Consider the following 23293-nt stretch of genomic DNA (forward strand, 5'->3'; position numbering starts at 1 on the left):
TGCTCTCGGGCAGGGCCCCCACCTTGACGGTAAATTGTAATCCTGTGCTGTCTGCCATGAAGCGCTCCTTAACCTGCCTGTCCGCTGCCTGAGCCAATCACCACACCGCCGCAGCCGACGGCGGTGCCGGTCACGGCGATGGGCTTGCCGTTGACCAGCACAGAGCCGACCCCGCCCGAGATGCTGCGCGGATGGGGTGGGTTGTTGGGTTTGTCGTGGGGGGCCAGCGGATCACCCTGGCGGGCCACCGGCTTGCCATCGAGGAACACATCCGGGCTGGCGGCAATCACGGGGGATGGGTGGAAACCATCGTGGTCGGTGCCGATGTCACCGAGCAATGCAATAGAAGGACACATCTGGATTCTCCGTGGGGCAACCATGGTGCAAGCGCAGCCTGGTGCAGAGACAGTTGGAACGGCGACCCAGCAGCCTCCATGCCATGCCTAAGTCGCCCACAATCACATTAAAAATCAGTCAATTACGATTCAAGATCGCTGCTTCTGACCAATCTGCTGCAATCCATTGCGCAAGACAGGGCAAGTTTCCCGGCAAACCTTGCCTTGCCAGTCAAACCCACCATGTCTTGCGCAATTTTTTGCTCAAGGCAGTACTTTCAGCTACCAGGAGCACCCTGCTGCAGCTGATAGAGGCGGATATTGAGTGCTTTCAGATCATTTTCCAGGTTTTTGAGCTCGGCAGCCGTGATGGGCTCCTGTGAGGCTTTTCTCGCCTCCAGTTCACCGAGGCGCAGACTGAACGGGATGTTCTGCATCAGGTTCTTCTGTACTTCGTAGAGCTGGGACTTGAGGTAGGAGATGGTCACCGTCTTGCGCTGGCGCTCCAGCTCCAGCAGCTGATCGAGCAGGGCATCCACCCCGGCGCGGGCATCCAGGTAGGTGGGCACGTTGATGACATCCCCCTGCTGACCGCCAAGCTGCGTCTGCCACTGCTTGTCCAGCGCCTTGACCGCCAGCGAGTCGGGATAGAGCATCAAGAGCGAGTTGCGCAGCCCTTCGCCGTAGCGATACCAGTAGAGCGGCGACGTCTGCTCGAGCCGGGTCAACTGGTTCTGGTAGCGGGCCACCAGATCGCTCTCCATGTTCTGCAGGGTCTGCTCCCCCAGCACGATGCGTGCCTGGCGAATGTCGTCATAGCTGAGGGCTCGGGGCAGTTCGGCGGCTGGCTGCACCAGACGCTGGGCTGCCACGGTTTTCTCCTGCTGATGTTGCTGCCAACCGAGCCACCCCATCACCGGCAAGGCGCAGCTGAGCAGGCCGCAACCAAACCAGAACCAGGCCGGACGCTGTCGGCGGTGCTGCTCTATCTTGAGCACGGTGGGCTTGACCTGCCCCTTCTCTCGCCCCACCAGAATGCTGCCCTGAGGCAGGTGCGGGGTCGATGCCGAAACCGTGCCGCCGAGATCACTCTCCAGGTCGGACTTGAAGAACACCATGGGCGGGATCTGCAGATCCTCCTTGAGGCCCGGCTCGTCGGAAACGATGACGATCTCGGTCTCGTCAAAGAGGTGGGTATACCCCTCGATGAAGTGCACCAGATTCTCGACCCGGGGAATGCGGCTCAGATCCGCGTTGTGCAGCTTCTCGCTGATGAGCTGCAGCGCCCGCTCGCAGCGATAGATCAGCCGCTTGTCCCCGTGGCTGATCTGGTACTGGCGAATGACGTCGCTGATGCGGGCGATAAACCAGTCGAGCATCTCGATGCGGGCCCGCTCCTGATGGACCGGTGGCCAGAAGCTCTCCCACTGGGTGACGATGAGGTTGGCGAGAAACTCGCATCCTTCGGTAAAACCGCTCAGCCCCTGCAGGCGCGAACGCGCCAGGGTGAAGTAGATGGCGGTCTGCAGATCCACCCCGTGTTTTTCGAAGATAAGGCTGGCGAGCTGATGGATCCGCTGCCAGTCCACTTCGGGGCGCGAAGCGTGGCTGAGCTTGTTGATCTCGGCCCGCAGCGCCTCATACTCCGGCAACATCCTGGGGTCGCGCCCCACTTTCAGGGCCTGCTGACCTTGTTGATTCTGTGACATATGAACTTCCAACGCAGGAAGGGGGCACAACGTGCCCCCGACGCGATCAATAGAGGGATTCGGGCAGTCTGAACTGGCTGAACAGGCCGCCGGTGAAGGGGTTTTGCGCGCTGTCGGTGTAGACGCGATAGGTCATGGCCCCCTGATCCACCGGGAAGCGCACATCGAAGGTGGCGTCATTGACCTGGGTCAGCTCCCCCTTGTCCATCAGGCGGAACATGGCCCAGGGGCCGACGAAGCCTTCACTGCGCGGTGAACGCTCGCGGGCGGCCGGCACCAGGGTGATCTTGCTCTCAGCCCCGTCGCGCATGGTGTTGGGCCACACCAGCGGGATCTTGGTACGACGGCCGTGGGCGTATTCCAGCAGCTGGCCATCCAGGTTCAGCACGCTGCGCCGCTTGTTGGCGGTGAGCTCGATGGGCTCGAGGGCGAACTGCACCTCCAGGTTGCCCTGCTGACTGAAGAAGATCTGACGAATGCGGGCAGCACGGTCCAGCTGCTTGACCAGCTCTGCCTGGATGGGCGAGCTGAACTCCCCTTCCATCAGGCCGCTCTCCACCATGGGTTTGAGGTTGACCTGATAGAAGCTGTCCAGCGTCCCGTTGGGTGCGAAGAAGCGCTCCATCTCGGAGAGGGGCACGTCCTTGTTCGAGCTCGGGTCAAACGGATAACGACCGGCCAGCTGGCTGTTGAAGGGGGCCAGCACCTTGTCCTGCCACTCCTGGTTGAGGGAGGACATGGCAAGGTCGATCACCAGCCGCGAGCTCTGATCGGAGAGTTGACCCACCCAGCGATCGAGCGGGGCCGGCAGGCTGCGGGCATATTGCTGCAGGGCGAACACCGGATCGGCGTACTTGTTGGTCATGCGCAGCTGCACCGCTTTCAAGGCGGACTGACCCGGCTCGGTGGCGTTGACGATGAGCTCCAGGTAGTGCTGCAGCTCCACCAGCTTCTGGTTGACCTCCTGAATGAGCGGTCCCTGCTCACCACGTCCAGCCAATACTCCATTAGTGGCCATAAAGGGACGACCGATACGGGCGCTGATGGCCTGGGCCGGGTCCCCTTCCACATCGGAGATCTTGCGAATGCGGGTGTTGTCATCCAGCGAGGCCAGTACCCGTTGGAACGGCTGATCGTTGCCAGTAATGGCGGCCAGCACGTCGAGCGCCTGCTCCGGGCTCTCCAGGGTCTGCACGTCCAGATTGGTCAGCAGTTTTTGCCACTGGTTGACGTAATCGGTGACGTAGCGGTCGTTGACCTGACGGGTGATCTCCTTGCGATCGGCCTCGCTCAGCTGGCTCAGCTTGCGCTGGCCCAGCACCCAGGCATCCATCGCGGTGAGATCGATGAGTGCCTTGTCTTGTTTCAGGAAGAAGTCGTTGAAACCGGGCCAGGTGAGCAGCCGCGGCACCTGGCCGGCGTTGTCGCTGCGCAGGGCAAACACGGTGTCGAAGGTAGGGCCCACCTCGTCACGCACGTTGAGATCCGGCGGCAATACATCGCCCGCCTTCACCACCAGATTCTGGTAGACCCGCTGATACATGGGCAGCTTGCCGAGCTCGCGCTGGGCACCGTAGACCGGCTCCTTGAACGGCACGAAGGCGGTGATGGCGGCCTGATCCCGCTCGGCCCTGGCGCCATACCAGTTGGTGTGATCGAGGGCATAGTCCAGGTGCCCCATCAGCTGCTCCTGTACCGCGCCCTGCCCCGGGAAGGCCTTCTGCCAGCGGCTCGCCATGTACTGCGCCACCAGCTCCTTGTTGCGACCGGACGCATCGTCCAGCATCCGCATCACCCGCAGGATGGCAAGCTTCTCTTCGCTGCCGGCAGGCGCCTGGTTGAGATCCGCCAGCAATCCCTGCATCTGGGCCGGCAGGAAGCGCAGGCTCAGCAGTTGCAGGTAGGAGCCTTCCACATAAGGACCGATCTCGTCCCCCTGGTAGAGGCCGAGGTCGGCCACCAACGGCATCCGCTCGCGGTAGTTGCCAAAGGAGAGGGTCGCCTCGCGAATGAGGTTCAGACGCGGCAGCTGGCTCACGCCGAAGGCGTGGGCGTCGGCCACCTCGTTGGTCTCCATGAAGGCCTGAGCCTTGGTCAATACGTTGCGGCCCGCCTCCTCGTTGACCCGGTAGAAGTAGTGCCAGCCACCGATGAGGGCGGCCGAGAAGAGCGACAGACAGCTGAGGCCGATGGCCATGCGGCGCCGGCGATAGAGGGTATGCAGCCGGTTTTCGCCGGCCAGATGGGCCTCCGGGAAGATGATGGAGGAGAACAGCTGGCGCACGAAGTAGGTGTTGGACTCCCCACGCAGGGCCGAGTGGATGGGCTCTGGCAGGTTGTAGCGGCGGGAGGCCGCCTGGGCAAACGCATCGAACGGCACCCCTTGCTGATAAACGGAGCTGACATAGACCCCGCGTACCAGCAGCGGCTTGCTCTCCTCGATGGCCAGGGTCTCGGCCAGCAGGCTGGTCACGTAATCCTTGAGGCCCGCCAGCTGGCGCACGAACGAGAACAGCGCGTTGCGCTGGGCGGCATCGAGCCGGCTCAGCATCAGCTCGGGCAGATTCTGGTTGAGGTTGTCCACCCACTGATCCCAGAACAGGGCCAGATCCTGCTGCCAATCGGCGCTAGGCTTGAAGGTCACCCCCAGCACGGCCTCGCGGGCCTCCTTGTCGAGCTGCTGGTAGATCACCTCAAAGCCGCGCAGCAGATCGAGCTTGGTGAAGACGACATAGAGCGGCAACCGGGTATTCATGGTGGCCGACACCTCCTGCAGGCGCGAGCGCATCAGCTGGGCATAGGCCTTGCGCTCGGCCACGCTGGCGTGGGAGAGCCAGGCCAGATCCACGGTCAGCACCAGGCCGTTGAGGGGCTGGCGACGACGGTGTTCATTGAGCCAGCCGAGCAGGTGCAGCCAGAGCCGCTCATGCTTGCGGGCCTGGGGATCCAGTTCTGCTTCGCTCTGGGAGAGCAGCACCCCGGCAGGATCCAGCATCACCGCCTGTTCCCCCAACCAGCAATCCACCAGCTGATCCTGCGCCACGTCGCGCAGCTCGGTATCGAGTCTCGGGTTGAGCTTGTTGGCCGGGTTGGCGCGGTGAATGAGGCTGCTCTTGCCGCTGCCGGGCAGCCCCAGCACCAGATACCAGGGCATGGCGTAGAGCGCCCCCTTGCCCAGATGGGTATTCAACGCCTGCAGCCAGCGATCGAGGAACAGCGCCTGCCTGTCGATGAGCCCCTTGACCGGATCCTGCTCCAGCACCACCTCGTGCTGACGCTCGGCCTTGAGCTGCTGCATCTTGCGCCACACCCGCCAGGAGACCACTCCCAGCAGCAACCAGAGCAAGAGCAGGGTGAACACCACCCGCCCCCACAGCGGCTCGAACGGCTTGGCGTCGCGCACCTCGAGACGAGGGCCCAGCCACCACACCAGAATGAGAGCCAGCACCCAGAGCACAGCACCGAGCAGGGGCCAGGAGGGTTTCAATTTCGGCAGCTGTTGCCGCAGAAAAGTAAAAATGGTTTTGAACATAAAATGTGATCCAACTCCGACTCAATGACTCATTTCGGCATTCATTTCGACAACGGCGCCGCCAGGCTCTCCAGGCGGTTGACCAGCCCGGGCTCCCAGTGCGACAACCCAAGGCGACTGGCCTCTTGCCACAAGTGTTGATAGTGCTGGCGCGCAAGCGCCTCCATGCCTTCCTGCGCCAACAGCTCCGCCTGCACCAGCAAGGCGTGGAAGCGATCTCTTGGCTCTTTCAACTGCGCAATCCGCTCATCGAGCAGGGCGAGCGCCGCCGCGACCCCCTGCTCGCCGTGGCGCTGGGCGACCTCCTCGGCCAGCCCCGCCTCGCCACTGCCCGCACTGCCGCCCTTGGCCGGTTGCAGCCAGCGGCTGCACTCGGGGGAGAGAAACGGCGTACCGTCACTAAAGGCGAGTTCCCGCAGGGCCGGCAGGCGCTGCAGAAAAGTCCCGAGCTCCTCGGCGATCGCCTGGGCCACCGCCCCAAAGCCGAGCTTCTGGGCCACCTCGGCCGAGAGCCTGTGTCCCTCGAACCAGTAGGGCGCCAGGGTCAGGCTCTGTTCGATGCGCTGCCAGAGCCCCTGATCAGGGCTGTTCATGGCGGCGCGGTACTCATCCACCATGTCCGCCGACATGGGCGCCAACGGGGTTTTATTGCCCGCCCCGCTCATGGGGACCGCCGTGATCCCGGCCCAGACAGCGTGACGGCGCAGTCGATAGCCCACTGCCGCCTCCGGCTGGCGCTCGATCAGGAGCTCCGCCACCTTGAGCTGGGTCTGGCGCCAGGCGCGATCGTTGGAACTGTCGACGTCGACGCCGGCATTGCCGCCACCGCCGCTGAGCACCATGGCGCCGACACCGCTGGCGGTCGACGCCACCGATACCGGGGAGCCCGCTGCCGCCGCGCCGCTGCTCTGGGGCTGCCCTGCCGCATTGGCCTCGGCCTGTGCCACCTGCTGGCGCTGGGCCCGCTTCAGTCCCATCACCAGCGGGTCGAGCAGCTCCCCCTTGTCGGGACACTGCGCCAGCCAGACCCGCTCCAGCTGCTCGGCCTGGGCCAGCAGCTGGGCCAGCTCGGCCGCCGAAGCGCTCTCGCAAATACGCGGCAGGGCCCCTTCGAAGCGCTTGACGATCTGCACCATCAGCCGCTGCTTCTGGCTGGCATTGCCGGGCCAGGCCAGCAGCCAGTAAGCCTGGATCCAGGCCTCCAGCAGGCTGATCGCCGCCCCCAGCGGGGTCGCCTTGGCCGGGTGCTGCAGACAGCGCAGCAGCTGGGCCAGCACCCGCATGTCCTTGGTGCGGCTCTCCAGCAAGCCGAGGCAGGCCTCGGCCACCGCATTGAGATCGACCTGGCTGTGAGCGAGGGATCCCAGCTTGACCAGCTCGGTCTCCACGTAGTCCCAGCGCGGCTCGTCGGCCAGCACGGCGCCTCTTATCTGTTCATCCGGCAGGCTGGTGAGCAGGCGTGCACACCAGGGATGTTGATAGCTCATCGCCCCTCCTACCAGCGGCACTGCTGACGCAGCGGTGCCAGCGCCTCTTTCAGGCCGCTCAAATCGACCCGCAAGAGGGAGCCGTTGTCGGCCCGCACCTGCAGCTCGCGATGGCCCTGCCAGCGCTTGAGCTCCTCGATGGCGGGCAGACCGCGGCCATATTCCAGCAACAGACCCTGATCCCGGATAAACCAGCTCTGGGAGCCGGCACTCGGTTGACCATCCAGCTCGACCTGCACTTTCTCGCCGCTCCAGGGGCTGTCCAGCCGCAGCCGGATATGGGTGATGCTGTCGACGCAGCCGATGGCCAGGGTCGCCCCGCGCAGTGCCGGGCGGGTGAGGGTTTCACTGCCACTGCCTGCGTCGCTCTGCAGCAGAAAGGGCGCGCTCGCTGGCGTGCGGGCCTGCTCCTGGGCCCAGATGGCCTGCCAGGCCGCTGACTTGGGGGCTGCCCCTTCGGCGGCACTGGCCGCACCATTGCCGATGGCGTCGTAGCAGGCGAGCCGTACCAGCGGCGAAGGTTCCTGCCGGCAGGCCTGCCAGCGCGCCATGTCCAGCGGGACCTCGGCCGCACTGGTGGCCAGCAGCAGCGGCAACAAGCCGAGGATGCTCATCAGTTCACCTCCAGTTTCTGGCACTTGTGATCCAGGGTGCGCTTGGGAATGTTGAGGCTCTCGGCCACCAGCATCCGATTGCCCTGGAAGTGGCGCAGCCGCGCCTCGATGACGGAGGCCTCGTACTGCTGCATGGCCCGGCGCAGATCTCGGATGTGGTTGTAGTCGTCCATGGTGCCGGGCAACTCGACGCAGACCCGCTCGCGCAGCTCCGGCGGCAGCGCCTCCAGCCCCACTTCCTCCCCGTGACGGGTATGGGCACAGGCCACCTCCAGCAGGTTGCGCAGCTCGCGCACGTTGCCGGGGAAGTCATAGGTCTGCAGCTGTTTCAAGAACTTGCGCTGCAGCCCCACCAGGGTCTTGCCATCCTGGGCGGCAAACTGGGCCATGAAGTGCTGACAGAGCAGCGGCACGTCATCCATGTGCTCGCGCAAGGGGGCGATCAGCAGCAGGCACTGACAGAGACGGTGATAGAGGTCGGCCCGAAACTGCCCCTCCTCCACATGGCGGGTGAGCGGCTGATGGGTGGCGGCGATGAGGCGAAAATCGGAGTGATACTCCTGCTCGGCCCCGAGCGGCCGGTAACTGCGGGTTTCCAGCACCCGCAGCAGCTTGGCCTGCATTGCAGCGGGCATGTCCCCCACCTCGTCCAGAAACAGGGTGCCGCCGTTGGCCTGGGCCACCAGCCCGGTCTTGTTGGCAAGGGCGCCGGAGAAGGCCCCCTTCTGGTAACCAAACAGCTCGCTCTCGATGAGGTTCTCCGGGATGGCGGCGCAGTTGATGGCGACAAAGGGCTTGTTGGCGCGATCGGAGCACTGGTGCACCAGCCGTGCCACCACCTCCTTGCCGCTGCCGGTCTCCCCCTGGATCAGCACGGTCAGCTTGTGCTGGCCGGCCTGATTGATCTGCTCGCGCAGCCCGCGGATCACCGCCGACTGACCGACCAGCTGATCGCCGAGCAGTTTCTCGTGCTGGCGCAATCGCTCCCCCTCTCCCTTCATCTGGCGCAGGGAGTCACGCAGTACCCCCTGATCCCGCCGACTGCGACCGAGATCGCGAATGAGGGTGAGCTGGTTGCAAAAGACCTGGGAGAGCTGGGCCAGCTCGGGGCCGTCGGCCCAGGCCCGCAGCACCTCCCCTTCATCCATCAGGGCCAGCACGGCAAACGGCTTGCCGTTGCCATCCAGCAGCGGATACGCATGCAGCCCACACTGCTGGCCAAGGTTGGCCAGCAGTGCGCGAAAACCGGCGTGCTCGATGCGAGCACCGCCGTAGAGGGAGTCCCAGGTGCGGGACTGGGCCTTGTGCAGCACATAGGCAAGGGGGTGGGAAAAATCGTCCACCGCCAGCCCCAGCGCCACTTCCTTCCCCCTGACCCAGCCTTGGCACTCCAGCTGGCGGCCGCTCACATCCAGCATGCCGAGCAGCAGCCCCCTGGGCTGGAAACTGGCATGGACGGTCGAGCTCCACCAGTGGCACAGGTGCGGCTCATCGCGCTGGGCGGTGAGGGCCAGGGCAAATGCGAGGGCTTGCTCCATACTCAAGCCCCCACCTCGGCCACGAACTGGTGATCGGCCACGGAAAAGTGGACGCGCTTGATGGGTTCACCGGCCGAGAGGCGCTGCAGCAGCTGCAGGGAGACCGGCGGCAGCAGGGCACCATCGATGACGGATTCGAGCATGCGGGCACCGTTCTCGCTGCGATTGGCCCGCAGCAGGATCTCCTCGGCCACCTCGTCGTCCAGCACCACCTCGGCGCCAAAGCGCTCCTTGAGCAGCTTGACCAGCCGGTTGAGCTTGCCGCCCACAATCTGCACTAGCGTATCGTGACCCAGCGGCAGATAGGGGATCACCTCCATGCGCGCCAGCAACGCCGGCTTGAAGAAGGCGGCGAGCTCCGGATAGAGGGCATCCAGCAGCACGTCGGGCTGCTCGGCGTGATCGACGATGGTCTGGAAACCGAGGTTGGAGGTGAGGAAGAAGACCACGTTCTTGCAGTCGATGATGCGCCCTTCCCCGTCCGCCAGCTCGCCCTTGTCGAACGCCTGATAGAAGAGATTGAGCACGTCCGGGTGGGCCTTCTCCACCTCGTCCAGCAGCACCACGGAGTAAGGTTTCTGCCGAATGGCCTCGGTCAGCACGCCCCCCTCACCGAAACCGACATAGCCGGGCGGCGAGCCGATCAGGCGCGAGACGGTGTGCTTCTCCTGATACTCGGACATGTTGATGGTGGTCAGATACTGGCGGCCACCGAACATCAGCTCGGCAATCTGCAGCACGGTTTCGGTCTTGCCGACCCCGCTCGGCCCCACCAGCAGGAAGGCGCCGAGCGGGCGGCCGGGACGACGCAGATCGGCGCGGGCGGTCAGCAGGTGCTTGTGCAGGTGGGCCACCGCCACATCCTGCCCCTTGATAAGCTCGCCAAGGTATTCCGGCAGGCGGGTCACCACATCGAGCTCCCCCTGGGAGATACGATTGAGGGGCACCCCGGTCCACTCGGCGATGACGGCGGCGATCTGGGTCTTGTCGACGTGGGCGGAGACCAGCACTTCTCCTTGCTGCAACTCGGCCAGCTCGCGCTCGAGGGTGGCCAGCTGCTCGGCAGCGGCCTGCGGATCGAGCGGTGCATCGGCGAGATCCAGCGCCTCTCTGGTCAGCATCTCATCCTGCTGATCGGCCAGCAGGGCTGCACGCAGCTCGACAATCTGGTGCACCAGCCCTTGCTGCTGCTGCCACCGGGCTTCCTGCTCGGCCAGTTCTTCACGGCAAGCCTGTTGGGCCGCCTGCAACTCGGCCAGGCGCTCTGCGTTGTCACCGAGACCGATCAGGCTCTGGCGCTCCAGCTGGCGGATCTCCAGCTCACGCTGACGCAGCGCGTTTTGCAGGTGGCTGACCGCGCGTGGCGGCGTGGTGAGGTTGATGGCCACCCGGGCACAGGCGGTATCGAGCACGTCGATCGCCTTGTCCGGCAGCTGACGGCCGGAGATGTAACGGGCTGAGAGCTGGGCAGCGGCCTGCAGCGCCTCCTCGTCGATCAGCACCCCGTGGGCCTTCTCGTAGATGCTGCGCAGGCCGCGCAGGATCACGGTGGCCTCGTCGGCATCGGGCTCACCGACTTTCACCAGCTGGAAGCGGCGCGACAAGGCCGCGTCTTTTTCCACGTACTTCTTGTACTCGCCCCAGGTGGTAGCGGCGATGGTGCGCAGCTCGCCCCGGGCCAGCGCCGGCTTGATAAGGTTGGAAACATCCAGCCCGCCGGCCTGGTTGCCGGCCCCGATCAGGGTGTGCGCCTCGTCGATGAACAGAATGACCGGTTGCACGGCGTCCTTGACCTCCTGCATCACCCCCTTGAAGCGCTTCTCGAACTCCCCCTTGACCGAGGCGCCGGCCTGCATGGCACCCAGATCCAGGGTCATCAGCTCGACCCCGCGCAGCTTCTCGGGCACCTGACCCGCCACCATGCGCAGAGCCAGCCCCTCGATGAGGGCGCTCTTGCCGACACCGGCCTCCCCCACCACGATGGGGTTGTTCTTGCGACGACGGGAGAGGATGTCGATCATCAGGTCGATTTCGTGATCCCGGCAGAGCACGGGATCCAGGCTGCCCTGGCGGGCCTGTTCGGTCACGTTGACGGTAAAACGGGCCAGCAGGCTGGCATCGGCCGGCAGGGCTGCCTGGGCCGTCTTGCCGCCGGGGGCGGTGGTCACTTGCGTCTCGGCGGACTCCTTGACCCACTCGTCAAACTGCTGGCGCAGCAGCTCGCGATTGACCTTGGCAAGCAGGCGGGTCACCGAGCCCGGCAGGTAGCGCTGGGGGGTCATCAGCAGCACCAGCAGCATGACGCCGCTGCGCAGCTGGGCATGTTGCAGCTCGGCGGAGGCGAGCAGCCAGCTGTCTTGCAGCCACTCCACCAGCATGGGCGAGAAGGAAGGGTAACCCTGGCCATAGCTGCTGTCGGCAGCGGACGGTTGCAGCAGGGTCTTGAGCTCTTCCACCTCCACCTCGGCCACCTTCAGGATCTGGCGCACGTCGCTCAGCGGGGTCTCCAGCATCTTGAGCAGCAAATGCTCGATGCGGATCTCGGCTCCCTGGTGATTGACACAGAGGGCCGCGGCCTCCTCCAGCATGTGACGGCAGATGGGGTTGAGTCTTTCCACCAGTACCGGTAGCTCTATACGAATCAAGGCGTGCTCTCCTTAGTATTTTATTTTAATAATTCGCCCAGTTGACGCAGAACGTCCTGGGTCTGGTTATTGAGTTGGTGGTGATAGAGGCCGAAGATCAGCGCCAGGATCAACGCCCCGCCCATGAACAGGCTGCGCAGGGAAACCTGCTTGCGCAGCTGGTAGCGGGAGGCCTGCTGCCCCAGATCGAGGTGAAACACGCTGGGCGCCTCGCCACCGGCCTCGGGGGCCAACTGCTTGTGCAGCTGGCGCACGATGCGCTCGAACTCCCCTTGTCCCTTGCTCATCACCTTGTAACGCCCCTCGAAACCGAGGCACAGACAGAGGTAGATGAACTCCAGAATGTCGCGATAACGCACCGGGTCTTCCTGCAGGCGGGCCAGCAGCACGAACACCTTCTCGCCGCCCCAGGTCTCGTTGTGAAAGCGGGTCAGCAGGGAGTGCTCGGACCATTCGCTTTGACTGCCCCAGTCGCGGCCCATCACGGCCTCGTCGATGAAGGTGCAGAGGATGTAGCGAAACGACAGCACCACCCCGTTCTCGTAGCCCTGGGCCATCAGCTCCTGCTCGATGGCCTGGATCTCGGTCACCACCCGCTGGTAGAGCTCGGGCACCCGGTCGTAGCGCGACAGCAGGCGTACCCGCTGCACCAGCCCCAGCAAGGGGGTCACCGCATCGATCATCGGGTTGATGCTCTGGCCGCGCAGGCGGAACCAGTAGTCCGAATCCATGTCCAGCTGCTCGGCATGATCGAACAGCAGGTCGCTGAGTTGCTCGTTCTTGATAATGTCCGTGGTCATCTCTGCTTATTCCTTGGTGCGATCACTGGCTGCGAATGGCCCAGAGCTGCATGTCGAGCTCGGGGAAGTCGCCGGCGATGTGGAAGGCAAGGGTGTTGCCCACCGCCAGCATCTGCCAGGCCGGGCTCTGCCGATCGAGCTGGAAGTAGCTGTAACCGGCGTGATAGGGCAGCTGGCGCGGCGCCACCGGCAGCGGCAGCAGCGGAATACCGGGCAGCTGCAGGCTGATGAGCTCGCGGATCTTGTCGCTGGAGGCCACCTTGGTCTGCTGCAGCAGTTGTTTGCGCAGCTGCTCCTGCGGCATGCGGGCACGCACCGCCAGCACGAAGTCGGCGCTGGTCATCAGCTCGCTCTCGTTGACCATGGCCACCATGATGCCGTACTGGTGCTTGCGCAGCTGGATGGAGACGGCGCGCGGCGACAGCACTGTGCTGAGCGCCTGGCGCAGGGCCAGCATCACCGGCTCGAAGCTCACCTGCTGATCGTCGTGGCGATAGGCGGGGAACTCGGGCGGCAGGCGGGACTCGTCGGTAAAGGTCATCAGTTCGCCGCAGAGCTGCACCAGCGCCTCGTGCAACCGCTCGGGGTGCAGAGTGCCAAGGCGCGCCAGATGGGAGAGCTGGGGCTGGGCTCGGTTGAGCAGTTGCAGCATCATGAACTCAGCCACGTCGGCCACCCCCTGCTGACCCGGCGCGGCGATGCGCTGGGAGAGACTGCGGGCCCGCTCGGCCACGAGGCCGGCCGACTCGCCGAGGAAGCGCTTGAGGGTCGGGATGGCGGAGACGCTGATGCTGCAGGGCATGAAGTTGGGATCCAGCACCAGGCCGCCGTCCGGCCGCTTGTCCAGAATGCGGGCGATGGCCAAAGATGCGTAGGCACTACGGTCTTCTCGCTCCAGCATCAGCCGCAGGCTGACCCGCCCTACTTCGAGGGAGACCACGTCCCCCCCTTCGCTGTGCAGATCGCGCACGTCGTGGCGATGGGCCTGCAACCGGGTAGCCACCTGGCCGCCCTGATTGACCTCGTTGACGCCGCTCACCGAGAGCGGCAGTGCCAGATAGACCTTCTGGTTAGCCACCGAGGCGTCGGTGACTTCCAGCGGGGTCGGCAGCACGTCGTCATTGGGGATGTTGAACACGGTGCCGTCCGGCAGGATGCCGGTGGCCCCCACCAGGGCGATGCGGCCAAAGCCCAGGTAATCCTCGTTGATGGCGAGCGACTGCAAGCCATAGAAATAGTCGGACAGCGCGCTCAGGCGAGCGTGCAGCGCGTAATCCGAATGTCTTTGTTGTTGCTGGAAGTGCTGGGGCTTGATGAACAGCCCCTCACGCCAGATAACCCGATTTCGACTCGACATGGTTATTCTTCTTCTTTTTGCAGTTCCACTTCATCCAGGCGCAGGTGCACCAGGATTTGATAAGCCGTTCCCTTGCTCTTGATCTTGATGACCTTGCGCCACTCGGCGCTGTCGGGGTCGGCGTAGCGTGCGATCACCCCGATGTAGCGGGTCTTCTCGTCGAGCTTGATGGGGGGCAGGTATTTGAACTGGCCCGGCAGCAGGGTGTAGTCCTGATGATCCAGGTAGTTCTTGCCAAGGGCCTTCTCCACGTCCGCAGTCACCTGGTCGTAGTCGGTGGCGAGCAGCTTGGAATCCTCCGCCAGCAGCACCACCTGAAACTCGATGGGCGCCGCCTCCCCGCTCTCGTTGGGGTTGACGTCAGGCTCCGCCAGCAGGCTCAGTCCCAGGGTCGTCGGTTGACTGTCATTGCTGCCCACCTGGATATCCGGGTTCATGGCCACGTCGGCCATCTTGCCCATGGTGGTACAACCTGCCAGGGCCAGCAGCGCGGCGCCCAGCATCAGCGCACGTATCATCAAATCAGTCCCTGTTGCTGACGCACGGCCTGGTCATAGGCCTGGGCATACACCTGGTGGAACAGCTTGTCGAAGCCCTGCTGGCGGGCGGAGGTGAGCTCGCGGTAGTAATGCTGGTACATGTCCCAGGCCCAGCCTTCGTCGGCCGTGCCCGGTGCACCGCTGCGGCGGTATTGCTCGAAACGCCCCAGCAGGGCCTGCGGCGAAAACGCCTGCAGGATGCTGTCAAGCGCCGCGCCGATGGCCTGCTGGTTCGCCACGTGGTGGATCCGCACATTGTGCAGGCTCTCGGCCACCGCCGCCGGTGCACTCAGGTGGACCGGGCTCTTCTGCTCGGCAAACAGCACCGCCAGGGTCTCGTCATAATCGAGGCCCAGACGCAGCGGGTTGTCCTCGATGGGGCGCAGGTGCTTGTCCGCCAGCGCCGCCTGTTCGTTTTGCAGCTGCAGCAACCCCTCCACCATGGCCCGCACCGTCTTGCCCATCTCTTCGAGCATGTCGTGGGCCTGCTGGGTGTCCTGCAGTTGCAAGGGTTGACCCAGGCCGCGCATCAGCGGGGTCAGGGCCACGTGATCGACGCCGTCCAGCGACAGCTGATAATCGGGATGGTTCTCGATGGCGGGCATATCCAGAAATTCTTGGTTCATGGTGTTCTCGACAGCAGAAAAAGGGGCAAGAGGGGGAACGTCCACATCCGGTTGTGAACGCAGTGAAGCCTGCAGACGACCGTCCGCCAGCGGGCCATCCATCAACGGATTGGGCGCCCTGCGCTCCTGCTGCAATGCCAGCAAGGGATCGGCCGCCAGGGTACGCGGATCGTCTGCGGGCACGACGGGTTCATCGCTGGTCAGCCACTCGTCCAGCTGCTCGGTGGGGCGATTGCCCAGCACCTGTTGCAGGCTCTGCTCGGGGGTGATGGCCCCCAGATAGGCGCGCAGCCGGAACGGGCCGACCACGAGCTCGTCCCCCTGCTCCAGATGCACCTTTCGGGCCCGCCCGATGGGCGAAGTGGCCCCGTTGATATAGGTCTGGCCGCTCAGATCGCACAGGCAGAAGCGACCGTCGTTGAGCTCGATGCGGGCGTGGGCGGGCATGACGGCCCCCAGCCTGTCGCGCAGTTGCCAGTCATCCTGTTCGGAGGCCCCCAGGGTCCCCCCCATCTCGTCGAAGCGGTACTGCACCTGCTGGCTGCCGTCGAGCTGTTCGCTGTTGAGCACCACCAGGGAAAGTTGCTGGTTAAAATCGTCCACAGTTACTCCTGCACTGATTCCTGTAGTTAAATTTTCTGCGCTGCTGATGTCTGCACTTATTCCTGCACGCAGATGGTCACGAACGGATCACTCGGCGGCTGGCCGAGAAAGGTACTCCACCCCAGGCGGGCACTCTGCTCCTCACCCAACCTCAGTCCCCTCGCCTGTTCCTGGCCGAACCCCAGGCGCAGATCCCAGGCCAGCTGATCGCGCAGGATGAAGGAGACGAAGGTCACCAGGGCGTGAAAGTGCTCCCCGTTCGGCAGAAAGCCGAGAAACTGGCCAAAGCTCAGGTTGTTGATCTTCAACAAGAACTTGCCGGCACAGTCGTTCACTTTGTCGCCTATGACAAAATCGCTCCCTAGAGTGGCGCAGGCGCCGCCGAGGCGATTTTGCTGATCCTGATGAATAGGCACCTTGCGCCACTGCCAGGCGCTCACCTGCACATCGGCCAGATCGAAACAGTGAGCCACCAGACCGGCTACCACCTCGGGGGAGCGGCTAGGGCTGGCCAGCATGCCCGCATAGGAGAGCATCTTGGCCCGGTTGACCGGCAGGCTCTGACAGACCGCCTCGTTGCCAAGCCCTACCAGGGCAAACATCAGACGGGAGAAGCCATCCTCGCCGTTGTCCTGAAACCGCACGTGGTAGCGATACTTGCGCCAGATCCGGTGCAGCAGGGTCAGCAGACGGTGGTGGAAGAAGTCCAGAAACAGGCCGAGCTTCTGCTCCCCCTGGGCGTACTCCCACGCCAGCGAATCGAGGTAATAGCCGGGCATCGGCGACTGACTGCCGTGCAGGCCGAGGAAGGCCACCTCCAGCTCGTGGCGCCCCTGCCCGTCCCGACCAATCTGCAGCACGTCGCTGGTGGGGAACCCCAGAGAGGCGGTCGCCTTGAAGCGGATGTTCTCGTCACCGGGCAGGTAGTCGAGCCCCCGCTCCTGATCGGCGCCATCCAGCCGGTTGAGCAGCTCAACCAACTGGAAAAAGTTGAAGCGGGGCGCCTCCCGGGCGGCGTTCACATCAGGGAGTGCTGACCGATCTGGACTGGCCATTGGTAGCGCTCCTTGTTGTCGAGATTGACCACCTCAAGCAGGTGGAAGGCGTTGACGCTGGCATAGAGCGAGAAGAAGTGGGCCAGCACGGTACTGAACAGATAGAGCTCCCCTTCGCTGCCAAAGGCGGACTGGCGGATGGAGAGCACCGACTTGAGCCCCCGCACCGGCATGCCGCGCACCAGCCGATCCACCGGCTTGGTCTCGATCTCCTCGATCCCCGCCAGCCGCTTGCGCGAGGCCTGCTCGGCCTGTTTGTCGTGCAGCGCCGGAAAATCGTAGGTGCGCAGCACCTGCACCAGGGCATCGCGGCGCAGCAGGGAGACATAGTTGAGCGACAGGTTGGAAATCAGCGTCCAGTGCAGACTGCCGTCCAGCGCCGGGCGCAGCGGCCGGGTCGGCCGGATCAGGTTGCGGAAGGTGGCAAACGAAGGAGAACTGCCGGTCGGCACGCAGACACTGCCCACCTTGAGACGGGCGGCGCGAGAGCGGTTGGTGCAGGTGAGCGTCACCGAGATGGATTCATCCAGTTCGACCGTAGTGGTTTCATCCCCGCGCACGAACGAGAGGCTGTGCTCGAAACCATCCCCGCTCACCGCCTCCTTGACCCGCACGCGGTAGTAGAGCGCCAGCCGCTGTTTGGCCCGCTCAATCTGGTGCTGGAAGCTCTCGAATGGCTGATAGATTCGCGGCGTACCGCGGGAGCGGCCGAGGTTCCCCTCGACCCAGCCTTCCACCTGATCCACCGAGAAGATCTCGAAGCTGTCGGCGTGGCGATAGCTCGCCTTGAGGGGATACTCCGCCTGACGGCCATTGAGGTTGACCGGTTCGCTGTCGTGCTGGAACAGGTTGATGGCCGGCACGCAGTTGAGCATGAAGGAGTCGGGACGGATCTTGAGCTCCGCCGGCAGCGGCCGGTCGAAGCAGAAGTGCACCTTGAATTCGCTCACCGGCAGCGGCTGTTTGGGCCACTCGCCACCGGAGAGTTCGAAGAAGAGGAAGCTTTCCGGGAAGCAGAAGTACTCCTGCAGGATCCGGTAGCCGGAATAGACGTTGTTCGGATAGGGCAAGAGCGCGTCGTCGCGCTCGAAGCCGACCGATTTGAGGGCCTTGGCCTCCTGGCGAAAGCGCTTGCCGTCGATCTCCAGCTCGATATGGGAGAGCTGGTTGGAGAGCCAGAAGTAGAGCTCATAGGCGGTGTAGCTGTCACCACCGAGGAAGAAGCGCAGCTTGTCCAGCTGCAGCTCGCTGAGCGGCAAAGGAGCATGCAGGGCGATGTCCAGCGAGATGGTAGAGAGATCGTTGCCACTCTGGGCAGCGATATGACGGATATCGGCCGGATAGACCCAGGTATCGTGACAGGTCTGGAAATGACAGGTCACCTCGTCCAGGGGCAGACTGTCGAGCTGACAACCTTGCCTGACCAGCGCCGGCTGGGCGATGGCACCCGGAATGACCGAAAACTGCATGATGGTCATGCTGGGCACGGGACGCAGGTAGTTGGGCCAGAGCATGTTGAGCAGACCGTGGGTCAGCTCGGGAAACTCATCCTCAATCTTGGCGCGCAGGTTGCCCGTGAGGAAGGCGAACCCCTCCAGCAGGCGCTCCACGTCCGGATCGGTGTTCTGCTCCGACAGAAAGCGGGTGAGCTCGGGATAGGCGTCGGCAAATTCGCGCCCTTGCAGGCGCAAAAATGCCAGTTCATCCCTGAAGTAATGTTCCAGCGACATTGATCAGACCATGCGGTAGTGACGGTGACTGTCCATATGGACGTTGAACGAGGTAACTTGCTCGATATGCTCCAGCCGCACGTGGGCCGTCACCTGAAACGACATCTCAAGCGGACTCGCCTGATAGTCGGGTGAACGAACATCCACATGGATGATCCGTGGTTCATAACGACGGATGCATTGCCGGATCGCCTCCCGGATCCGCCCCTTGATATCCGCACTGCCCTGAGTGGCGTCATTGAGATCAATGACCCCCAGATCGGGTGCACTGCGGCAATTGCCGGGACGGGTGTTGAGGATCTGGTCGAGCTGCCGTTTGACAGAGTCGACCAGTTCATCAACTTCCGAACGAGGGGAGGAGCCAAGCCCCTCCCCCCGGATGCGATCAAACAGGCTGGCCGCATTTCCTCTATCCCAGGAAGAGAGATGCGGCATCGGGCCTTATTCCTTGTCCAGTCGACCTACCAGAGAGAGCTCGAAGCTCGCCCCCATGTACTTGAAGTGCGGGCGCACGGCCATGGCAACCTGGTACCAGCCCGGCTCCCCTTCCACATCCAGCACCTTGATCTGGGCGGCGCGCAGCGGACGACGGCTACGTACGTCTGCCGGCGGGTTCTCCTGATCGGCAACGTACTGCTTGATCCAGCCATTCAGCTCTCGTTCCAGATCCTGACGCTCCTTCCAGGAGCCGATCTGCTCGCGCTGCAGCACTTTGATGTAGTGCGCCAGGCGGTTGATGATGAACATGTAGGGCAGCTGGGTACCCAGCTTGTAGTTGGTTTCCGCTTCTTTGCCTTCCTTGGTGTTCGGGAACACCTTGGGTTTTTGTACCGAGTTGGCGGAGAAGAAGGCGGCGTTGTCGCTGTCCTTGCGCATGGTCAGGGTGATAAAACCCTCTTCCGACAGCTCGTATTCGCGACGGTCGGTGATCAGCACCTCGGTCGGGATCTTCGCCTGCAGCTGACCCATGGCCTCGTAGACGTGCACCGGCAGGTCGTGGATGGCACCACCGCTCTGCGGGCCGATGATGTTCGGGCACCAGCGATACTTGGCGAAACTGTCGGTCAGGGAAGTGCCCATCAGGTAGGCGGTGTTGCCCCACAGGTAGTGATCGTGGTCCGAGCTGATGTCTTCCTGATAGTTGAAGCCCTTGATGGGGTTTTCGGTCGGGTCGTAGGGCAGACGCGCCAAGAAGCGCGGTGCGGTCAGACCCAGATAACGGGCATCTTCCGATTCACGCAGGGAACGCCACTTGGTGTAGGCCGGCCCTTCGAATACCGATTTCAGATCCTTGATGGAAGGCAGATCGGTAAAGCTGTCGACGCCGAAGAAGGCTGGTGCGACGGAAGAGATGAACGGCGCATGGGCCATGGCTCCCACCGCACTGACATACTGCATCAGCTTGATGTCGGGTGAGCTGTGAGTAAAGGCGTAATCACCGATCACGGCGCCGACGGGCTGGCCACCGAACTGACCGTAGCCAGTCGAGTAGACATGCTTGTAGAGACCGGACTGGGTGATTTCGGGCGAGAACTCAAAATCTTCCAGCAGCTCTTCCTTGGTGGCATGCAGCACCTGGATCTTGATGTTCTCGCGAAAATCGGTGCGATCCACCAAGAGCTTCAGGGAGCGCCAGGAGGACTCCATCTCCTGCAGCTCTTTGGCGTGCAGGATGACGTCCATCTGCTTGCTGAGCTTCTTGTCGAGCTCGACAATCATGCTGTCCACCAGCGCCTTGTTGACTGGCTCGCTGGTGGTACCGCTGTCCAGAATGTTGGCGATCAGGGCTGCAACCCCCTGCTTGGCAACGCTGTAACCTTCATCCACCGGGGTAATGCGGGCCTGCGCCATGATTTCGTCCAGCAAGGACGAGGAGGCGGCACTCGCCCCCGCTTGAACCTGTTCTTCGACCAAAGACATGTTTATTCCTTTCTCGTTCAGTCAATCCAACCCGGCGATCACTCGGCAGGCTTAATCAAATCCAGCTCTTTGAGCAGCTGCTCACGAGCGTCATCACTGGACAGCAGATCCTGCAAACGATTGCGGAAGGCGGGGATATTACCCAGCGGCCCCTTCAGGGCAACCAAGGCTTCGCGCAGTTCCAGCAGCTTGCGCAGCTCGGGCACTTGCTGTGCCACGCTGTCAGGGGTGAAGTCTTCCAGAGACTGGATCTTGATCGAAACCGGCAGCTCATCCTGGCTGTTTTCTTCCAGACGATTGGGAACGGAAAACTTCAGTTCCAGCGCGGATTCTTTCATGACAGACGAGAAGTTATTCTTGTCGATAGAGACGGTCTGACGCTCCTCGATCGGAGTGTCTTCAGTACGGCCCTTCATATTGCCGACCACCATCATGGTCAACGGAAGCTCTATTTCCGCTTGCTGACCACCGGTTGCCGGTACATATTTGATGTTGATACGTTCTTTGGGCGCAACAGTGCCGCCGTCAATTCCTTTTCCCATGCTCTAAATACCAAGTTAAGGGTCAACCAAGACCCTAAAGCTTATAGCCAACGCCCTTACCAACAACTGTCAAAAATGACAGTTGACTGAACCACCGATGGATTCAGTGAGAAGTTCATCAGCTGACGATGCGTCTCCGATATACCAAAGCAAAAGCTCTAATAACCAAAAACGCAGTATGCATCTTGTTATCTATACAATCCGATTTTGCCTCTACTCTTTGTTAGAGGTCATATTGACCTAAGAGCCATTTGCGCCGCATGGTATATGTGTGTAGCACCGATAGTCAATTTATTATTTATCAAAGAAGAGACCTTAAAATACAAAAACAAAGCAAAAACAGACAGTTACAATCAAATTGAGACAGTTGCATTTGATTATTGAAAATAGGCCTCACTCTCATAAAAATAGATTCCAGAGTCAATAAATTTGAATGTTAGTGATTCATGCATCTCACCATGAGGCAGTGCGACAAAGACGGTCGCGACCAGACAAAAATATGTAACAAAAAATGACAATTCAAGAACAAAAAATCCCTTCACCATGCAAAACAATGAAGGGACTGAAGGACATAATATGCACGATGATGTCACTAAGGTGAGCCTGCTTATATCAATCACTCTGAGTCATCGACAGTTCAGGTAGATTGTAAGCTCACCGCTGTTGACAAAAAAACTACTAACTGTTCAATTTCTTCCCTTGGGAAAGCGCTACAAACCAATGCTGAGCAAGTTTTTGCCCTGCGCTCTTCTCTTTTTCAGTCATACCTTTTTCAAGCTCATCACGTGCTTCAGAAGCCTCACTATTTCCATCCGTGGCAGCAAGCAGATACCACGCATAAGCATGCAGTCTATTGCGTGGAGCTCCCAACCCCTGCTCTCGCATCATGCCCATGCGGTATTGGGCTGATCGGTGCAGGGCATTGGCGGCCAGTCGATACTGTTTAAGCGCCTGCGGGTAGTCTTCCTTGCCGCCCAATCCCAGCCGTAGCATCTCGCCATAGGCATAATGAGCATCGACGTTGCCCTGTGCTGCTGCCAAAGCAAAATACTGGCGCGCTGTGACGAGATCCCCTTGCTCTTGCTGCCATTGCGCCAATGCCAGCTGAGCTTCGCTGAATCCCCCTTCTGCGGCACGTGTCAACCAATGTTCTCGCGCGGCGCTATCGCTCTGTTGCAGGCTCAATTGATATTCGGCCTCATGGGAACCACTGCCTGCTGCCAGCTCCAACCAATAACGGCCAAGCGCAAGATCCTGGGCAACCAGATCACCGACCAGATAGGCTTGTCCCAACCACAACTGGGCCGATACAGCCCCCGCATTGGCAGCTCGCTGATAGAGGCCGAATGCCTCTTCAGATGGCGCCTTGCGCGCCAGCACCAACAAGGCATCCGGCTGTTGCTGGGCAGCAGCTTTCTCATACCAGCGCAGGGCAAGATCGGGGCGCCTGCTCACCCCTTTCCCTTGTTCATAGCGAGTGCCAAGCTGGAATTGGGCATCACGATTACCTTGTTCGGCGGCTTTCTCCAACCATTTTACGGCATCTGCATCAGCCCCCGCCTGACCTGCATACCACTGCCCCAGAGCCAACTGGGCATTCGCATGATCGCGCTTGGCCGCCTGTTCGAGCCAGTCAAGGCACTCACTGGCCAGCTTGCCCTTGTGCCGTTGCCGGCAGTCCTGACTCAGTTGATAGCTGGCCTCCGAATTGCCCAACTTGGCGGAGCGCTGCCACCACTGCTTGGCCAGTACAGGATTTTTAGGTTCTCCCAACCCCGCCTGATACCAACTTCCCACCTGTAGTGCAGCCTTGCCCCTAATATCGGCATCTGCCGCCAGCGGACCGACTTGATCGGCGGCCTGCTTCATCCAGCGCATCGCCTCGGGATAATCCGGCTTGGTCGCCAGACGCTTGGCTAGCTCATATTGCGCATTGCCCTGGCCTTGCTGGGCGGCTTGCAACAACTGCTGCTCATTCTGAGTTGACATATTTACCGAGCATCCTGAAATTGTCCAGGACAATAACAGAATACCAGTCACTGACATTAATTTTAAAAACATATTCCCTGTCACTACCTTGTAATAAAAATCAACGAATAACAATGAGAAACATTGAATTAAAGGTGTATTTGTTTTTTGAAATTAAAACATATTTACACTGACCTCATGCTATTCACACATGGCAATGCGACACATTTTTTCAAAAACCATTGGTTTTTATTTCATAACTTAATGGAAGTGTATCGCCATTCCCATCATCA

The 23293-nt window shown here is 62.0% G+C and carries 17 protein-coding genes; all 17 read right to left on the minus strand.

All coding sequences use genetic code 11. From position 1 onward, the window contains the following. Positions 1 to 68: 68 nt before the first annotated feature. Entirely contained in the window at positions 69 to 356 is a 288-nt protein-coding gene (locus ACB032_RS06605) for a type VI secretion system PAAR protein (RefSeq protein ID WP_017411057.1), read from the minus strand. Between the two features lie 257 nt (positions 357 to 613). After that, positions 614 to 2044, minus strand: a complete 1431-nt coding sequence (locus tag ACB032_RS06610) for a VasL domain-containing protein (protein ID WP_371137608.1) — start codon at positions 2042 to 2044, stop codon at positions 614 to 616. Between the two features lie 46 nt (positions 2045 to 2090). Then, entirely contained in the window at positions 2091 to 5576 is a 3486-nt protein-coding gene (gene tssM, locus ACB032_RS06615) for a type VI secretion system membrane subunit TssM (protein ID WP_371137609.1), read from the minus strand. A 41-nt stretch (positions 5577 to 5617) separates the two neighbouring features. Next, complete coding sequence (gene tssA / locus ACB032_RS06620) at positions 5618 to 7063, minus strand: type VI secretion system protein TssA (RefSeq protein ID WP_371137610.1); 1446 nt, start codon at positions 7061 to 7063, stop codon at positions 5618 to 5620. Positions 7064 to 7071: 8 nt separating this feature from the next. After that, positions 7072 to 7677, minus strand: coding sequence for a type VI secretion system-associated protein VasI (gene vasI / locus ACB032_RS06625; protein ID WP_254199819.1), 606 nt, complete (start codon positions 7675 to 7677; stop codon positions 7072 to 7074). Then, a complete protein-coding gene (gene vasH, locus ACB032_RS06630; RefSeq protein ID WP_045790047.1) occupies positions 7677 to 9215 on the minus strand; it encodes a sigma-54-dependent transcriptional regulator VasH in 1539 nt (512 codons plus the stop codon). The genes vasI and vasH overlap by 1 nt, the downstream gene beginning before the upstream one ends. A gap of 2 nt (positions 9216 to 9217) precedes the next feature. After that, complete coding sequence (tssH, locus tag ACB032_RS06635) at positions 9218 to 11860, minus strand: type VI secretion system ATPase TssH (protein ID WP_371137611.1); 2643 nt, start codon at positions 11858 to 11860, stop codon at positions 9218 to 9220. A 20-nt stretch (positions 11861 to 11880) separates the two neighbouring features. After that, a complete protein-coding gene (gene icmH, locus ACB032_RS06640; RefSeq protein ID WP_010634228.1) occupies positions 11881 to 12660 on the minus strand; it encodes a type IVB secretion system protein IcmH/DotU in 780 nt (259 codons plus the stop codon). A gap of 22 nt (positions 12661 to 12682) precedes the next feature. Further along, the gene (gene tssK, locus ACB032_RS06645; protein ID WP_029301183.1) at positions 12683 to 14017 is read right to left on the minus strand and encodes a type VI secretion system baseplate subunit TssK; all 1335 of its coding nucleotides are present in this window, start codon (positions 14015 to 14017) and stop codon (positions 12683 to 12685) included. 2 nt (positions 14018 to 14019) lie between these two features. After that, positions 14020 to 14535 carry a type VI secretion system lipoprotein TssJ gene (gene tssJ, locus ACB032_RS06650; protein WP_011705718.1) on the minus strand — a complete coding sequence of 172 codons (516 nt, stop codon included), beginning with the start codon at positions 14533 to 14535 and terminating at the stop codon, positions 14020 to 14022. Then, on the minus strand, positions 14535 to 15785 hold the full coding sequence (gene tagH, locus ACB032_RS06655) for a type VI secretion system-associated FHA domain protein TagH (protein WP_011705717.1): 1251 nt from the start codon (positions 15783 to 15785) through the stop codon (positions 14535 to 14537). The genes tssJ and tagH overlap by 1 nt, the downstream gene beginning before the upstream one ends. A gap of 56 nt (positions 15786 to 15841) precedes the next feature. After that, positions 15842 to 16840 (minus strand): type VI secretion system baseplate subunit TssG, encoded by a 999-nt coding sequence (tssG, locus tag ACB032_RS06660; protein ID WP_029303268.1) that lies wholly within the window; start codon positions 16838 to 16840, stop codon positions 15842 to 15844. Next, a complete protein-coding gene (gene tssF / locus ACB032_RS06665) occupies positions 16804 to 18570 on the minus strand; it encodes a type VI secretion system baseplate subunit TssF (protein ID WP_011705715.1) in 1767 nt (588 codons plus the stop codon). Before tssF ends, tssG begins: the two co-directional genes overlap by 37 nt. Before the next feature lie 3 nt (positions 18571 to 18573). Then, the gene (tssE, locus tag ACB032_RS06670; RefSeq protein ID WP_005299981.1) at positions 18574 to 19005 is read right to left on the minus strand and encodes a type VI secretion system baseplate subunit TssE; all 432 of its coding nucleotides are present in this window, start codon (positions 19003 to 19005) and stop codon (positions 18574 to 18576) included. A gap of 6 nt (positions 19006 to 19011) precedes the next feature. Continuing rightward, positions 19012 to 20490 carry a type VI secretion system contractile sheath large subunit gene (tssC, locus tag ACB032_RS06675; protein ID WP_005299978.1) on the minus strand — a complete coding sequence of 493 codons (1479 nt, stop codon included), beginning with the start codon at positions 20488 to 20490 and terminating at the stop codon, positions 19012 to 19014. 38 nt (positions 20491 to 20528) lie between these two features. Continuing rightward, positions 20529 to 21032 (minus strand): type VI secretion system contractile sheath small subunit, encoded by a 504-nt coding sequence (gene tssB, locus ACB032_RS06680; RefSeq protein WP_005299975.1) that lies wholly within the window; start codon positions 21030 to 21032, stop codon positions 20529 to 20531. Positions 21033 to 21710: 678 nt separating this feature from the next. Continuing rightward, on the minus strand, positions 21711 to 23093 hold the full coding sequence (locus ACB032_RS06685; RefSeq protein ID WP_371137828.1) for a tetratricopeptide repeat protein: 1383 nt from the start codon (positions 23091 to 23093) through the stop codon (positions 21711 to 21713). Between the last annotated feature and the right edge of the window lie 200 nt (positions 23094 to 23293).

The organism is Aeromonas sp. S5(2024), from assembly GCF_041403025.1.
In the GTDB taxonomy this organism is placed as follows: domain Bacteria; phylum Pseudomonadota; class Gammaproteobacteria; order Enterobacterales; family Aeromonadaceae; genus Aeromonas; species Aeromonas hydrophila.

Bases quoted from the DNA above. Each gene is read 5' to 3' on its own strand.
- ACB032_RS06605 (WP_017411057.1), bottom strand. From the start codon at position 356: ATGTGTCCTTCTATTGCATTGCTCGGTGACATCGGCACCGACCACGAT.
- ACB032_RS06610 (WP_371137608.1), bottom strand. From the start codon at position 2,044: ATGTCACAGAATCAACAAGGTCAGCAGGCCCTGAAAGTGGGGCGCGAC.
- tssM (WP_371137609.1), bottom strand. From the start codon at position 5,576: ATGTTCAAAACCATTTTTACTTTTCTGCGGCAACAGCTGCCGAAATTG.
- tssA (WP_371137610.1), bottom strand. From the start codon at position 7,063: ATGAGCTATCAACATCCCTGGTGTGCACGCCTGCTCACCAGCCTGCCG.
- vasI (WP_254199819.1), bottom strand. From the start codon at position 7,677: ATGAGCATCCTCGGCTTGTTGCCGCTGCTGCTGGCCACCAGTGCGGCC.
- vasH (WP_045790047.1), bottom strand. From the start codon at position 9,215: ATGGAGCAAGCCCTCGCATTTGCCCTGGCCCTCACCGCCCAGCGCGAT.
- icmH (WP_010634228.1), bottom strand. From the start codon at position 12,660: ATGACCACGGACATTATCAAGAACGAGCAACTCAGCGACCTGCTGTTC.
- tssK (WP_029301183.1), bottom strand. From the start codon at position 14,017: ATGTCGAGTCGAAATCGGGTTATCTGGCGTGAGGGGCTGTTCATCAAG.
- tssJ (WP_011705718.1), bottom strand. From the start codon at position 14,535: ATGATACGTGCGCTGATGCTGGGCGCCGCGCTGCTGGCCCTGGCAGGT.
- tssG (WP_029303268.1), bottom strand. From the start codon at position 16,840: ATGGCCAGTCCAGATCGGTCAGCACTCCCTGATGTGAACGCCGCCCGG.
- tssF (WP_011705715.1), bottom strand. From the start codon at position 18,570: ATGTCGCTGGAACATTACTTCAGGGATGAACTGGCATTTTTGCGCCTG.
- tssE (WP_005299981.1), bottom strand. From the start codon at position 19,005: ATGCCGCATCTCTCTTCCTGGGATAGAGGAAATGCGGCCAGCCTGTTT.
- tssC (WP_005299978.1), bottom strand. From the start codon at position 20,490: ATGTCTTTGGTCGAAGAACAGGTTCAAGCGGGGGCGAGTGCCGCCTCC.
- tssB (WP_005299975.1), bottom strand. From the start codon at position 21,032: ATGGGAAAAGGAATTGACGGCGGCACTGTTGCGCCCAAAGAACGTATC.
- ACB032_RS06685 (WP_371137828.1), bottom strand. From the start codon at position 23,093: ATGTTTTTAAAATTAATGTCAGTGACTGGTATTCTGTTATTGTCCTGG.